This is a genomic window from Plantactinospora sp. KLBMP9567 (genome assembly GCF_033446045.1).
Lineage (GTDB): Bacteria > Actinomycetota > Actinomycetes > Mycobacteriales > Micromonosporaceae > Plantactinospora.
Window position 1 is genome coordinate 191,185 of the sequence record NZ_JAWQRR010000038.1, and the last position, 15,223, is coordinate 206,407.

A 15,223-nucleotide genomic window follows, 5' to 3' on the forward strand; every position below is an offset into this window, starting at 1 on the left:
GACGGACCGGGGTACGCGGTGGCATCACGTCCTCCAGCGGTGGGATCCGGCTCCAACGGGCGGTCCGGTTACCGCCACACCCTGGCGTCCCGAACCTCCGTTCCAGGCACCGGAAAGCTGCGCTGTGGATAACTGGACCGGCTGTGGATAACGCCCGTCGGGTCGGTGGATCTGGTATGTGCACCGGGGGCGGTCAGCGGCGGTCCCGGCAGCGGGCGCGGGCGGCTGTGTGCGTACCCGATGGGGTTTCGCCCCGGATGCGGCGGGCCGGGCGCGGCGGGCGGTCACCGAGCGGGACAGACCCCGCGGGGCCGGTCATATTCGGGACCGGCGGGGGTACCCGCGACGTGCGGGTCGCTACCGGCGCGACGCAGCGGTGAAGATCGGGGAGGAAGCCGTCATGGCGCAGTCCGTGAGCACGACCTCGGTGGTGCTGGAACCAGCCGCGGAGGAGGTAATCCGGATGACGGCGAATCCGCCGTTTCCGTTCCAGCTCGCTCCGGAAAAGGGACGGACGAAGCTGGTCGAGATGCAGTCGGGCAACATCCCCCGTCCAGAGGTCGACATCGAGGACATCATGGTGCCCGGCGGCCCCACCGGGCAGGTACCGGTGCGGATCGTCAAGCCCCGGGGCGCCGGCCGGTTCGGTGGCGCGGGCGGCGGGCTGGGCGACCGCCTCCGCTCCGCCGCCCAGGAGATGATGCGGCCGCGCGGAGTCGGCGGCATGCTGCCGGCGGTGCTCTACATCCACGGCGCGGGCTGGGTCTTCGGCGACTCCCTCACCCACGACCGGCTGATCCGCGAACTCGCGGTGCAGTCCAACTCGGCCATCGTCTTTCCGGAGTACAGCCGGTCGCCAGAGGCGCGGTATCCGACCGCGATCGAGGAGTGCTACGCGGTGGCGCAGTGGTTGACCAGCCAGGGCGACGACTACGGCCTCGACCCGACCCGGATCGCCATCGCGGGTGACTCGGTGGGCGGCAACCTGGCGACGGTGGTGGCGATGCTGGCCACCCGGCGCGACGGTCCCCGCTTCGCCCGGCAGGTGCTGCTCTATCCGGTGACCGACGCCGACTTCGACACCGCCTCCTATCGGGAGTTCGGCACCGGCTACTACCTGAGTCGAGAGCTGATGATGTGGTTCTGGAACCAGTACCTGCCGGACCGGGCCGAACGGGCCGATCCGATGGCGTCACCGCTGCGGGCCAGCCCCGAGCAACTCCGGGGCATGCCGCCCACCCTGGTCACCACCAACGAGGCCGACGTGCTGCGCGACGAGGGCGAGGCGTACGCGGCAAAGCTGCGCAGGGCCGGCGTACCGGTGACCCAGGTGCGTTACCAGGGCATCATCCACGACATGGCGATGCTGGACGCGCTGGCAACCACCCAGGCCGCGCAGGCGGTCACCGCCCAGGCCGCGACGACGCTGGCCCGGGCCCTGCACCACGAATAGCCCCGGCCTTACCCGGCCACCCCGGCCCCATGAAGGCTCCGGAAGCCTTACGACGGGGGCCGACCGGGACCGGCAGCGGGAACCGAGCCGTATCGGCCGCGTCCTCGTATGGTTGGCCTGGTGAAGACCCTCCACACGGCGTACCGCGTATCGGACCTCGCCGCGTCGCTCGCCTTCTACACCGCGCTCGGATACACCTTGGTCGGTCGCGTCGACGTCGGGGACGGTGCAAGTCTGACCGTCCTCAAGTTCCCGCACGAGAATGTCGTCACGCTGGAGTTGGTGCACCGGCCGGCCGACGGGCCGGTGGACGTCGGTACCGGGTTCAGCCACCTCGTCGTCCAGGTCGACGACCTCGCCGGCACCGTCGAGGCGCTGATCAGAGCCGGCCTCTGGCCCGGCCCCGTGGAACAGCCCGCCGGCCCGGGCGGCCCGCAGACCTCGTGGCTCACCGACCCGGACGGTTACCGGATCGAGTTGGTGCAGTGGCCACCCGGGCACGCCGACGGGATCACCGCCGCCGACTTCGGGTAGCTGCCCGTTCGGCCGCTCGGTCGACACTTGAGCAGGGGCGCCGGATCACTTGAGTAGCAACGGGGCCGGCGCCGGCCGATACCGCTGGGTCGGCGACCGCGCGACGGACGGCGTGGCCCGACCCGCGTCGAGCCCGGACAGGTCGGCCCGACCCGACCGCGCGCCGGAGATAGCCGGACGGCCGTGACCAGTGTGAATGCGCTTCACCGGATAAAGCGACGACCCCCGTCGGGGGGAGACGGGGGTCGTCTGGGGTTCGGCTCCGGGGGGGTCGAGCCGAACCCGCTCGGCGGTCACGGGGGGTGCGACCGCCGAGGTCTACCGAGCACAGAGGATATGAAAGTGTGTCGCAACTACAAGCATGCCTGAGTCGACCCGTATACGTCGAGTGGCGTTAACTTCCACTCCCTGCGAAAGTCCGCCCTCAGGCTGTGACCGTGATCACCCTGGGGCTGATCGGCCGATCAGGGGGTAACCGGTCAGCAGGTGCCAAAGGTGACCCCGCGCACCCGCTGACCATAGACCATCCGGCTAGACTTTCGCGCCGTGGGCCGAAGCGCCGCTTTCTTCGATCTGGACAAGACCGTCATCGCCAAGTCGAGCGCGTTGGCGTTCGGTCGGCCGTTCTACCGGGACGGGCTGATCACACGCCGCGACGTGGTCAAGTCCGCGTACGCCCAGCTCATGTTCCGGCTGGGCGGCACCGACGAGCAGACGATGGCGCGTACCCGCGACTATCTGGCGACGCTGTGCAAAGGCTGGCCGGTGGACCAGGTCCGACAGATCGTCGCCGAGACGCTGCACGAGCTGATCAACCCCTACGTGTACGCCGAGGCCGCCGCCCTGATCGAGGAGCACCAGGCGGCCGGCCGGGACGTCGTACTCGTCTCCGCCTCCGGCGAGGAGATGGTCCGGCCGATCGGTGAGCTGCTCGGGGTCGCTGACGTGATCGCCACCCGGATGACGGTGGTGGACGGGCGGTACAGCGGCGAGGTGGAGTTCTACGCGGCCGGTCCCAGCAAGGTCGACGCGGTCGGCGAGCTGGCCAAGGAGCGCGGCTACGACCTCACCGCCTCGTACGCCTACTCCGACTCCGTCAGCGACCGTCCGCTGCTGGAGTGTGTCGGCCATCCGAGCGCGGTCAACCCGGACCGGGCGCTGCGCAAGCTCGCCGTGGAGAACGGCTGGCCGGTGCTGGAGTTCCGGCACCCGGTGCCGCTCGGTCGCCGGCTCCGGGAGCGTCCCGCCGTGCCGGTCGCCGCGGCGGCCATCGGAGTCGGCGTCGGGGTCGCCATCGGCATCGCCTGGTACGGCCGGCACCGCCGGACCCGCACCCCCACCGCCTGACAGCTCGCAATCAGGCAGGGCCCGGGTCGACCGGTCCCCGCCCACCGGGGCTCGAACTGCCCGCCGCCGACCCGTTCGGCGTGGAGTCGGCGGGTGCCGGATCCGCCAGTACCTCGTCGCCGATCTCGGTCAGCCGCTCCGCGCCGACCTCCACCGCCGTCGCGTAGTGCCGGAGCCAGGAGCGGAGCCCGTCCGGGGTACCGGTGGCGAAGGCGCCGGCCGCGCCGACGTACTCCGGCTCGCGTTCCGAGTGGCCCAGGTCCACCGCGATCAGGCCGCGCGGGTCGAACCCGGTGGCGAGCAGGGTGAGCCGGGCGGCGGCCCGGGCGACCACCCCGGACGGGCCGGCGAAGGGCCGCAGCGCCAACAGCTCCCCGTGTACGACGGCAGCCAGCACCACCGGCGACACCGACGTCCCCCCGGCGACCAACCCGGCCAGCCCGTCCAGCCGAGCGCCGAGCGCGGCCGGCAGCACGGACGCTCCGGCGGCGGGGCCGTGATCCGGTACCGGCCGGCCGAGCGCCTCCTCCGGCACCGTTCCCCGGGCCGCCAGGGTGTGCAGCCGGGCGAGCACCTGGCGGGGCGCCTTCGGCCACAGGTCGGCCAGCCCGGGCAGCGCTCCGGCGACCCGGAGGGCACCTTGCAGCACGGGATCGGTCACGGTGCCGGCGCGGACCGTCTCGCGCTCGTGCGCGTACCCCTCCAGCGCGGAGCTGGCCACCGCGGACCGCAGGCTGACCTCGGCCGCGACCTGGCCGCCGTGCCGGCGCAACGCGCGGTGCCGCAGCGCCTGGTCGACCCGCTCGCGGGCCCGGTCGACCGCGGGCGCGACGTCGGCGAGGTCCAGCAGCGGGGCGAGCGGGTCGGTGGCCATGCTGTCACCGTAGTTCCCGGCCCGGTCAGGCCGGCGCCGAGCGCCGGAACCTGCGCCCGTCCAACGCCTCGGCGTCTTCCAGACGGAATCAGCCGGACAGCTCCGGCGTCTTCCGGACGAATCCGCCGGACGGTCCGCCGGTGCCGGAACGTACGGTGACCGGCGAGCGCCGGAACGCCGCCATTCGGCGCGTCTGATCGCGCGAGTGGTACGGACCCCTCGCCCCAGCTACCAGGCCCGATTAACCTCCTACCGAACGACACTGACGCGACGCCTGAGGAGCCATCCACCATGAGCGAGACTCTGGCAAACCTGTTGCAGGAGACCCGGCAGTTCCCGCCGCCGGCCGGCCTTGCCGCTGCCGCCAACGTCACCGCGGACGCCTACGACGAGGCTGCCGGGGACCGGCTGGCGTTCTGGGCACGCCAGGCGGGCCGGCTGGACTGGTCGAAGGAGTGGGACGAGACCCTCGACTGGTCGAATCCGCCGTTCGCGAAGTGGTTCGTCGGCGGCCGACTCAACATCGCCTACAACTGCCTGGACCGGCACGTCGCCGCCGGGCACGGCGACCGGGTGGCCATCCACTGGGAGGGCGAGCCCGGCGACACCCGCACGATCACCTACGCCGACCTGCTGGCCATGACCAGCCAGGCGGCGAACGCGCTGACCGACCTCGGGGTCACCGCCGGTGACCGGGTGGCGATCTACCTGCCGATGATCCCGGAGGCGGCGGTCGCGATGCTCGCCTGCGCCCGGATCGGCGCCACCCACAGCGTGGTCTTCGGCGGCTTCTCCGCCGACGCGCTGACCAACCGGATCCAGGACGCCAGCGCCAAGGTCGTGATCACAGCCGACGGCGGGTTCCGCCGGGGCAAGCCGTCGGCGTTGAAGCCGACCGTCGACGAGGCGGTCGGCAAGTGCCCGACGATCGAGCGGGTGCTGGTGGTCCGGCGTACCGGGCAGGAGGTGGCCTGGAGCGACAAGGACGTGTGGTGGCACGAGACGGTGGAGACCGCCTCGACCGAGCACACCGCCGAGGCGTTCGACGCCGAGCACCCGCTGTTCATCCTCTACACCAGCGGCACGACGGCGAAGCCGAAGGGCATCCTGCACACCTCCGGCGGCTACCTGACCCAGGTCGCCTACACCCACCACGCCGTCTTCGACCTGAAGCCGGAGACCGACGTCTACTGGTGCACCGCCGACATCGGCTGGGTGACCGGGCACTCCTACATCGTGTACGGCCCGCTGGCCAACGGCGCCACTCAGCTCATGTACGAGGGCACCCCGGACACCCCGCACAAGGGCCGCTTCTGGGAGCTGGTGCAGAAGCACAAGGTGACGATCCTCTACACCGCCCCCACCCTGATCCGCACCATGATGAAGTGGGGCGACGACATCCCGAAGGGGTACGACCTCTCCTCGCTGCGCCTGCTCGGCAGCGTCGGCGAGCCGATCAACCCCGAGGCATGGATCTGGTACCGGGAGAACATCGGCCGCGGCGCGTGCCCGGTCGTCGACACCTGGTGGCAGACCGAGACCGGGGCCATCATGATCTCCCCGCTGCCCGGGGTGACCTCGGCCAAGCCCGGCAGCGCGATGCGCCCGCTGCCGGGGATCAGCGCCGACGTGGTGGACGACCAGGCGCAGTCGGTGCCGGACGGTGGCGGCGGCTTCCTGGTGCTGCGCGAGCCGTGGCCGTCGATGCTGCGCACCATCTGGGGCGACGACCAGCGCTTCCTCGACACGTACTGGTCCCGCTTCGAGGACCTCTACTTCGCCGGTGACGGGGCGAAGAAGGACGACGACGGCGACCTGTGGCTGCTCGGCCGGGTCGACGACGTGATGCTGGTGTCCGGGCACAACATCTCCACCACCGAGGTGGAGTCGGCGCTGGTCTCGCACCCGTCGGTCGCCGAGGCGGCGGTGGTCGGCGCCACCGACCCGACCACCGGGCAGGCGATCGTCGCCTTCACCATCCCGCGCGGCTCCGTCGACGCCGAGGGCACCGCGGGCGAGGCGCTCATCGCCGAGCTGCGGGAGCACGTCTCGAAGACCCTCGGCCCGATCGCCAAGCCCCGGCAGATCATGCTGGTGCCGGAGCTGCCGAAGACCCGGTCCGGCAAGATCATGCGCCGGCTGCTGCGCGACGTGGCCGAGAACCGCTCGCTGGGTGACGTCACCACGTTGCAGGACTCCTCGGTGATGGACCTGATCGCGTCCGGGATGCGTTCCGGCAAGTCCGACGAGGACTGACGGTCTCTCGGCCGCAGCGGCGACGATCGCCGCACGGCCGAACCAGCACACCTTCGCACGATGGGCGGATCCGCTCCGGGTCCGCCCATCGTCGTGCGCGCCGGTGGTGGTCGGACCGGTCGGGGGGTACGGGTGGGTACGCGAGCCGGCGCCATTACCGATTACCGGCCTGGGGACGTGGCACGAACGGTCGGGGTTCCTGCCGTAGCCGAATCGTGACATTCCTATGTCCGAAAATAGGTGACCGTTGGAATGCTTTCGCCCTGATTAGACGTAGATCTGACTACCCCGATGAGCCGTCCCCGACCCGTGACAGCGTTCGGTCCATCTGCAATGGTGATGGTCGCGTCTGATGACAGTGCCCGCCAAGAGCCGGCCTGTCCTGTAACACTTCCACAAAGGAGGAGGACCTTTGAGGAGACGAGTCACAGCGGGCCTGGCAGGTGCCACGGCCACGCTGTTGGCCGCCAGCGCGCTCTCCGCGCCGGCGTACGCCGCTCCGTCGGCGCCAGCCCCGGTGGACCGGGAACCCCAGGGTGCGGCCCACCGGGCCGACAACCTGCCCGACCCGCTCGCCGAGCAGCACCAGCAGGTTCGCCAGGAGGCCATCGCCGCGCTGCTGTCCGGCAAGGCCAAGCTGCAGACCCGCAACGGGTCGAAGGTCATCCAAATCAAGGCCGACCGGTTCGTCGAGTACCAGCAACCCCCGAAGTCCGACCCGATCTTCACCATCCTGGTGGAGTTCGGGAACCAGAAGGACTCGCGCACCGGCGGCACGGACGGCCCGTTGCACAACCAGATCAAGGAACCGGACCGGGTCTACGACGGCGGGGCGACGGACGACAACAGCACCATCTGGAAGCCGGACTTCAACCGGCAGTCGTTCCTCGACCTGTTCTACGCCAAGGGCAAGGAGTCGATGGCCGACTTCTACCTGAAGCAGTCGGGTGGCCGCTACACGGTCGGCGGCGACGTCAGCGACTGGGTGAAGGTCCCGTTCAACGAGGCCCGCTACGGCAGCAACAACATCCCGGAGTCCGACGGCTACTGGAACTTCGTCAGGGACACCGCCACCTCCTGGTACGAGTCGCAGGTCGCTGCCGGCAAGACCTCCGAGCAGATCAAGTCCTACCTCGCCCAGTTCGACATCTGGGACCGGTACGACTTCGACGGTGACGGCGACTTCAACGAGCCCGACGGCTACGTCGACCACTTCCAGGCGGTGCACGCCGGTGAGGGCGAGGAGGCCGGCGGCGGCGCCCAGGGCGCGGACGCGATCTGGTCACACCGCTGGGCCGCCTTCCCGAACCTGCAGGGCAGCGCGGGGCCGGAGAACAACAAGGCCGGCGGCGTACAGATCGGTGACACCGGCCTCTGGATCCGCGACTACACCACGGAGCCTGAGAACGGCGGTCTGGGCGTCTTCGCCCACGAGTACGGCCACGACCTCGGCCTGCCCGACCTGTACGACACCCAGGGCGGCGACAACGGCGTCGGGTTCTGGAGCACCATGGCCTCCGGCTCGTGGCTCAACCACGGCAAGCAGGACATCGGTTCCACCCCGGGCTACTTCGACCCGTGGTCGAAGCTCTTCATGGGCTGGCTGAACCACTCCACCGTGGAGTGGGACAGCGGCACTACCTTCGCCACCCTCGGTGCGGCCGGCAAGACCGACGGCCTCGCCCAGGCAATCGTGGTCAACCTGCCTGACCAGGAGGTCAGCACCGACTACAACACCCCGTTCGCGGGTGATTACGAGTGGTGGGGCGGTAGCGCCGACGACCTGAACAACACCATGACCCGGACCCTCGACCTCACCGGGGCCAGCACCGCCGCCATCACGGCGAAGGCCCAGTACGAGATCGAGGAGGACTACGACTACCTCTACGCGGAGGTGTCGACGAACAACGGTTCGACCTGGACGCCGCTGGCCAACGAGCTGATCGAGGAAGGCGAGACCGGCGTCGACGGTTCGACCGACGGCGAGTGGATCGACCTGACGTACGACCTGTCGGCGTACGCGGGGCAGACCGTGCAGTTCCGCTACCGCTACCAGACCGACGGCGGTGTGCACTTCGCGGGTCCGTTCCTGGACAACATCTCGCTGGTCGTCAACGGTACGGCGGTCTGGACCGACGGCGCCGAGACGGCCGACCCGGCGTGGACCGCCCGCGGTTTCACCCGGTTCACCGGTAACGTCACGGAGACGGTTCCGCACTTCTACATCGCGGAATACCGGACCTACTACGGCTACGACAAGACCCTGAAGACCGGTCCCTACAACTTCGGCTGGCAGAACACCAAGCCGGACTTCGTGGAGCGGTTCTCCAACCACCAGGGTCTGCTGATCTGGTACGTGAACTACGCGTACGGCGACAACGACACCATCGCTCACCCGGGCTCCGGCCTGAACCTGCCGGTCGACGTCCGGCCCGGCCCCATCACGGTGCCCGGGGTCGGCAACGTCACCAACCGGCGCAGCAGCTACGACGCCACGTTCAGCCGGTTCGCCAAGCCGGCGCAGACGTTCCACCTCAACGGGGTGGCGACCACGGTGCCGAAGCTGAACCCGGTGACGGTCTTCAACGACTCGGACCCGAACCGGTACTGGACGGCGCAGAACCCGATGAACTCGGTCAAGGTCGCCGGCACCGGCACCAAGATCGAGCTACTGCTGGAGAACCGCCTGATCAGCGACCTGGCGATCATCAAGATCACCAACTGATCCGACGTACCACGGTCGGGGGGGGGCGGGCGGGCCGGGGGCGCGTCCCGGCCCCGCTCGCGTCCACGGGGACGGCGGTCAGCCTGCGGCCAGGTCGAGCCAGCCGTACCGGTGCTCGCACGGGGGCCCGGCCGCGATGCCGAACCGCCGGTCGTCCAGGTCCAGCAGCACCGAATAGACCGTCTCGGAGCGCTCGGCCAGCGGCATCCGTTCGTCGACGTGCCGGCAGATGCCGTGCGGAAAGCTCGCGTGGTCGCGGAAGAGCGCCGCGAGGTCGCCCTCGCCGACCTTGCCGACCGCCGCCTTCGGCGCCAGCAGCCGCCTGGCCCGGGCCGACCGGAACAGCGACGAACCGCCCCAGTCCTTCATCGCGTCGTGCACCGGCAGCCCCGTCTCCAGATGGTTGGCGTGCGTGAGGTACCCGTCCACCGGGTGCAGCCAGCCGGCATCGCCGGGCACCAATTCCAGGTCGATCAGCTCGCCGCCTGCCTCCGCCGCCTGGCCGAGCAGCAGGTTGATCGAGCTGTTCCGGGTGCCCCGGACGGCGGCCTTCAGCGCCTCGGCCAGGCTGTCCGCCTCCAGCGCCGCCCGCAGGAGTACGTGGTACGGCACGCCCGGCTCGACCCCGGGGCCGGGCAGCCCGTCCCGGTCACAGCCGAGCATGTTCACGCAGACGCCGACCCCGGCCGAGTTCAGCCCGGTCTTGGCGACCATGCCCGCCTCGGTCAGGGTCAGCACGGTCAGCCCGCGCTCGTCCCGGGTGGCCAGCAGCAGCATCACGTCACGCTGGTCGGGGTGCCAGTCCCAGTTCTGCCCGAGCAGCAGGTGACCGTTGCCGGTGTGGGTGCCGAGCACCCCGACCGCGGTACAGCCGCCGGCATCGGCGTCCGGCGGGGCGGCGGACCCGCCGTCCGGGTGCCGGCCGTAGATCAGCTCGGTACGCGCGTTCAGCGCGTAGACCTGCTCGACCCGGGCCCCGGCCCCCTCGGCCACCCCGTCCAGCAACTCGGCGACCCGGGGATGGTGCCGCCGGGTGGCCTCCCGGAACGCCCGCCCGGCGACGGTCACCGCCGCCTCGTCCCAGCCGCCCTCCTCGCGGAACCGGCGCAGGTAGAACTCCAGGTTCGCGGTGATCAGGTCCCGGGCCGCGGCACCGTACCCGGCACCGCACTCGGCCGGTGTGCCCTGCACCCGGATCAGCGGGACCGGCAGGTCGGAATGGTCGAGCCGACGGCCGGAAGTCATCCCAGCACGCTAACCGGATCACCCGGTCGACGTCACCGGCGTTCCTGATCCCCTAGTCATGACCACCCCAGACCGGCCCGGGCGGCCCGGGAAATTCCCGGACGATCCCCTGATCCGTAGGTTGTGCCGGATCCGTCCCGCGCCGCTGGCCCTAGGCTGTGGACATGAGGGAGCGAACCGGCCAGGTCAGCAAGGAGCGGCGAAGCGAGCGCAGCCGGCTGTGTCCCGACTCTCGGGGCACCGTGCAGTCGTGGGAAGTCGCCGGGCCCGCCGGCACACCGGGGGAGGCGGCATGAGCGAGCGCGGCGGCGGCCGCAGGTCCGTCGTCGACGAGTCCTGCGTACTGGTGGACGGGCCGTGGACGCACCGCTTCGTAGGCGCCAACGGCAGCCGGTTCCACGTCGTCGAGGCCGGCAGCGGGCCGCTGGTGCTGTTCCTGCACGGCTTCCCCGAGTTCTGGTGGGCCTGGCACGAGATGTTGCCGGCGGTCGCCGACGCCGGCTACCGGGCGGTCGCGGTCGACCTGCGCGGTTACGGCGCCAGCGACAAGCCGCCCCGGGGGTACGACGGCTACACCCTCGCCGCCGACGTGGCCGGACTGATCCGGGCACTCGGCGAGCGCTCGGCGATGCTGGTCGGCTCGGGCGCCGGCGGCATGATCGGCTGGACCGCCGCCTCCTTCCACCCCAGCCTGGTCCGCCGGCTGGTGGTGCTCGCGGCACCGCATCCGCTGCGGCTGCGCGCCGGCATCTTCGCCGACCCGCGCGGCCAGTTCGCGGCGGCCACCCCGACGCTGAAGTTCCAGATTCCCCGGTACGAGCACGTGCTGACCCGGGACGACGCGGCGCTGGTCGGCTACTTCCTGCAACGCTGGGGCGGACCGCACTGGGTGCGGAGTCCCGGCTTCGCCGACTATGCGGAGCGCTGCCGGCAGGCGATGCGGATTCCGCAGGCCGCGTTCTGCGCGATGGAGGGCTACCGCTGGGCGTTCCGGTCAGTACTCCGGCTGCACGGCTACCGGTTCGTCAAGCTGATGCAGAAGCCGCTGGTCACCCCGACCCTGCAACTGCACGGCGCGCTGGATCAGGCGTCGCTGCCGCGTACCGCCCAGGGCTCCAGCCGCTACGTGGTGGCCCCGTACGAGTGGCGGCTGCTCGACAACGTCGGCCACTTCCCGCACGTCGAGGCAACCGACCTGGTGCTGGGCGAGGTGCTGCGCTGGGCCAAGTCGTGACCGCCGTACCGGCCCCGGGGCGCCGGCCGGCCGCCTGCGAGCGCAGGTCAGGCGCGGTTCTCCCGCAGGTCGGTGACCTCGGCCGCCGGTGCCCAGCCCTGGTAGACCCCGAAGTCGAACGCCTCCAGCCCCATCGCCTCGGCGACCGGCCAGCGTCCGCCGGTGTATTCCACCCGCAGCCAGTTGTCGTGCTGGGCGAGCACGATGAACGGCTGGCCCTGCCACGAGCACCTGGTCCGGACGTAGACCAGCTCGCCGACCTCGGCCGCGGCCACCACCCGGACGTACCGCCCGGGCCGGACCTCCTCGAAGCCCTCGCCCGGTTCCGCCTGGTAGAGGCGCACGTCGTCACCGGCCGGGCTGGCCTCGTACTCCCGGCCACGCCACTGGGCCACGTAACCGTCGCGCATCAGCCCTCCTCGGCCCGGCGCCAGAGGGGTACGTCGCAGTCCAGCGTCGCCACCAGCCGCTCGGTGCCGTCGAGCCCGATCCGGTGGAGCTGCGCGCCGTGCGGCAGCCGTACACTGTCCACCTTGAACTCGGCCACCACGTCACTGCTCTCGCCCGGCGCGAACCCGTTGCCCCGGAACGGCGGCCGCTCGATCACCCAACCCTCCATCGCCCGCATGGCGGCCTCGTTCTGGCCGCCGTACGGTATCCGGTAGAGGCTGGGCCGGTACGCCGGCCAGCGGAGCACGTAGATCTCCTCGGCGTCCCGGTCGAAGGGTGAACCGGGGTAGTGCAGGCCGAGCGCGGCGTAGAGCTTCGCCGGGGTACGCAGGTGGGCGACCTCGGAGGCCCGGTGCACGAAGCCCGACACCCGGTCGTAGCCCCGGTCGAGATAGTAGGAGAGCTGGCTGGGGGCGATGGTCTTCTGCATCATCGTCGGCCGCCCCGGGTCGTCCCGAGCCGGCGCGTACGTCGGCCGGGGCGCCTCCTCCTCGGCGGGCGCCTGCGGCGCCGGCTCACCGGTGTCGTCGCCGAGGCCCACCTCGGCGGCCCAGTTCGCCAGCGCGACGATCTGTCCACCCGGAAGTTTGGCGCCGACCGGCGTGCCCGGGTTCACCGCGAAGGAATAGTTGTCGTCCGGCCACCGCCGGATCAACTGGGCGAACTTGACCTCGACGGTGTCGATGGTCTCCGGCAGGTGGTCGCCGAGCCGCTCCGGGGAGGTGAACACCACCACATAACGCTCCCCGTCCAGCAGCTCGGTACGCCACTCGAAGCCGTCGTCACCGGGTCGGGCGCCCGGAGCCGAGTTGAACGCCACCGGCAGCAGCACCCTGGCGAGCAGCAGCGTGGAGAGGAACGTGTCGGTGCTGCCGTCACCGGCCGCGTCGAGCAGGCTCCGCTCGACCTCGTTGGCCGGTACGAAGTCCGACGGCAGCCGGCGGGCGGGCACCGGATCGGCACCGGCCGGCGGCTCGGCGGCGACCGGTCCGGTCGTACCCCAACCGGCGGCCGGCGGCCGGGCACTGGCCGGAATCGGCTCGGTCGGGGCCGACCCGGGGCCGAACTGCTCGGTGACCGCCGGATCGTTCGCAAACCGCTCGGTCGGCTGGGAACCACCGGCGAACTGGTCGCTGACGGACGGAGCAGCGGCGAACTGCTCGCGGACCGATCGACCGGCGGCGAACTGCTCGGTGGCGGACGGGCCGGCGGTGAACTGCTCGGTGGGTGCCGGGCCGGCGCCGAAGCTCTGGGTGGGCAGCGAGCCCATCGTCAGGGACTCCGTCGCGAACGACCGGCCGGAGAACGACTGGGTGAGACCCGTACCGGTGAGGATCTGTTCGGTGGGACGAGCCTCGGTGGGTTCCGGATCGGCGGCTGCCCGGCTCGCGGGAACCGGATCGGTGCCGGGCCGTCCGGAACCGGCCAGCTCGTAGGCCGTCGTCGGACCCTCAGCGGTCGCGCCGGACCACGGCTCACCGGCCACGGACGGCGAGTCACCGGCCGGACGTCGAGGAACCGGGGTGAACAGTGACGGCTCGGAGCGCGCGACCGGTGGCGTCCAGGTCTCCGGGGCCGGGACCTCCGGGGCCGGGACCTCCGACGGGGGCATCCACGGGGCGACGGGCGTGCCGGGCCACTCCTCCGGCGTCCGGGTCTCGACCGGCTCGGCGGGTCGGTCGACCTGCTGGCCCGCGTACCCGTGCCAGGCCGGTGGCGGGCCGCCCGGCGCACCGCCGGACGGCGGCGCGGACACCGACGACGCCGGACCAGCCGACCCCTGCACGGCTGCCGAACTGCCGTTCGCCGTGTTCGCCGAGGTGGGTCGGGTCGGACCCGCTGGTGTCATCCAGCCCGCCGAGGTGTCCTCCGAGATCTGGCTGCCGAAGTCTCCGCCCAGCCCGCTCCGGGCCGGCGTCGGCGCGATCACCGGCACCGTGGCCGGGGTCCCGCTCGCCGTGGCCGGGGCCGGGGCGGGTTCCGGAGACGACAGGAACGCTGTCGGTTCGCCGGTCGGCGGCACGATCGGGGCCTGCTCGTCGGAGGCCTCGACCGACCGGGACGCCTCGGCCGGCTCCCGGGACGACTCGGCCGGCCGGAACGGGTGCGCCGGTGACTCCGGCTCCATCGACCGGAACGACTCGGCCGCCTCCCGCGACGCCCCCGGCGACCGCAGCGGCGGCCCCGGTGAGTCCGGGTCCGTCGACCGGAACGCGTCGGCATCCATCGACCGGAACGCGTCGGCATCCATCGCCCGGAACGAGTCGGCGTCCGTGGCCCGGAACGCGTCAGCACCCGCCGCCCGGAACGGCTCGGCGTCCGCCGCCCGGAAGGCATCGGCATCCATGGGCCGGAAAGAGTCGGCGGACTCCCGCAACGCCCCAGGCGAGCGCGAGGGCAGCCCGTCCGGGTCGATCGGCCGGAGCGGCAGCCCGTCCGGATCGACCGCCCGGAACCCCCCGGCCGGTTCGGGCTCCGCCCTCGGCCCGTCCGGCGGGCGACGCGGTACGGCGGCCGTGGCCCGGGCTCGGGCGGCCCGCTCGACCTGCTCCAGCCGTGCCCGGGCGCCCACGCTGCGGCCGGGCAGCCGTACGTCACCCCGGGAGAGCTGGGAGACGAACCAGGCCGGCAGGTAACCCTCGATCGGCAGCCCGGGGTTCACCGCGAGCCACCACTCCGGGTTGGGCCATCCGGTGGCCAGTTCGGGATAGGGTGCCTGCCGGGTCGATCCGGCGTTCTCGGCGAGACACGCGCGCAGTGCGGCGGTGGACGTGAATGCGAGTACGTGCGTCCGGCCACCGGTGGTCCAGGTGCCCCAGCCCATCGGCGCACGACCGGCGAGCGCCTCGGCGGAGACCGGCAACAGAAGATCGGTGCGGGCGAGAATACGGAAATAGAGTTCCTGGTCGCCCGCCCGCAGTGCGTCCCGCATCGCGGCCTCGGTCTCGGTGGCTGGCTCCCATTCGGTCACGGCCACCTCCCTCTCGCCGAACAGGCCACAAGCATCGCGTACAACCTACAAGGTGGGGACCGGATCACAATGGTTGGCTGGCGGTGGATGCCGTCCGCGGCGATCCACCGATAGCATCCGGTGGGCGGAGCCGG

The 15,223-nt window shown here is 71.5% G+C and carries 9 protein-coding genes and 1 pseudogene; 6 read left to right on the top strand and 4 right to left on the bottom strand.

The genetic code is table 11. The annotated features are described in order from the left end of the window. Positions 1 to 400: 400 nt before the first annotated feature. The 3 genes from R6Y94_RS28225 to R6Y94_RS28235 all read left to right on the top strand — a co-directional run bounded on the left by R6Y94_RS28225 (position 401) and on the right by R6Y94_RS28235 (position 3,334). Positions 401 to 1,453 (top strand): alpha/beta hydrolase, encoded by a 1,053-nt coding sequence (locus R6Y94_RS28225; RefSeq protein ID WP_318398866.1) that lies wholly within the window; start codon positions 401 to 403, stop codon positions 1,451 to 1,453. A 120-nt stretch (positions 1,454 to 1,573) separates the two neighbouring features. After that, positions 1,574 to 1,987 carry a VOC family protein gene (locus R6Y94_RS28230; RefSeq protein ID WP_318398867.1) on the top strand — a complete coding sequence of 138 codons (414 nt, stop codon included), beginning with the start codon at positions 1,574 to 1,576 and terminating at the stop codon, positions 1,985 to 1,987. Positions 1,988 to 2,533: 546 nt separating this feature from the next. Next, positions 2,534 to 3,334 (top strand): HAD-IB family hydrolase, encoded by an 801-nt coding sequence (locus tag R6Y94_RS28235; protein ID WP_318398868.1) that lies wholly within the window; start codon positions 2,534 to 2,536, stop codon positions 3,332 to 3,334. Positions 3,335 to 3,437: 103 nt separating this feature from the next. On the opposite strand, the pseudogene R6Y94_RS28240 reads toward R6Y94_RS28235, so the two are convergent. Beyond that, positions 3,438 to 4,208, bottom strand: a pseudogene (locus R6Y94_RS28240) (hypothetical protein); the annotation flags it as partial. A gap of 291 nt (positions 4,209 to 4,499) precedes the next feature. Between R6Y94_RS28240 and acs the strand changes: the two are divergent. Both acs and R6Y94_RS28250 read left to right on the top strand, forming a co-directional pair. Next, positions 4,500 to 6,464, top strand: coding sequence for an acetate--CoA ligase (gene acs / locus R6Y94_RS28245; RefSeq protein WP_318398869.1), 1,965 nt, complete (start codon positions 4,500 to 4,502; stop codon positions 6,462 to 6,464). 412 nt (positions 6,465 to 6,876) lie between these two features. Next, positions 6,877 to 9,189, top strand: a complete 2,313-nt coding sequence (locus R6Y94_RS28250; protein ID WP_318398870.1) for an immune inhibitor A domain-containing protein — start codon at positions 6,877 to 6,879, stop codon at positions 9,187 to 9,189. Between the two features lie 78 nt (positions 9,190 to 9,267). On the opposite strand, the gene R6Y94_RS28255 is transcribed toward R6Y94_RS28250, so the two are convergent. Beyond that, a complete protein-coding gene (locus R6Y94_RS28255; RefSeq protein ID WP_318398871.1) occupies positions 9,268 to 10,434 on the bottom strand; it encodes a C45 family peptidase in 1,167 nt (388 codons plus the stop codon). A gap of 292 nt (positions 10,435 to 10,726) precedes the next feature. On the opposite strand from R6Y94_RS28255, the gene R6Y94_RS28260 reads away from it, so the two are divergent. After that, the gene (locus R6Y94_RS28260; protein ID WP_318398872.1) at positions 10,727 to 11,668 is read left to right on the top strand and encodes an alpha/beta hydrolase; all 942 of its coding nucleotides are present in this window, start codon (positions 10,727 to 10,729) and stop codon (positions 11,666 to 11,668) included. A gap of 47 nt (positions 11,669 to 11,715) precedes the next feature. Here R6Y94_RS28260 and R6Y94_RS28265 read toward each other — a convergent pair whose 3' ends face one another. Continuing rightward, entirely contained in the window at positions 11,716 to 12,081 is a 366-nt protein-coding gene (locus R6Y94_RS28265; protein WP_101368460.1) for a hypothetical protein, read from the bottom strand. Further along, a complete protein-coding gene (locus tag R6Y94_RS28270; protein ID WP_318398873.1) occupies positions 12,078 to 15,089 on the bottom strand; it encodes an SseB family protein in 3,012 nt (1,003 codons plus the stop codon). The genes R6Y94_RS28265 and R6Y94_RS28270 overlap by 4 nt, the downstream gene beginning before the upstream one ends. Positions 15,090 to 15,223 lie beyond the last annotated feature (134 nt).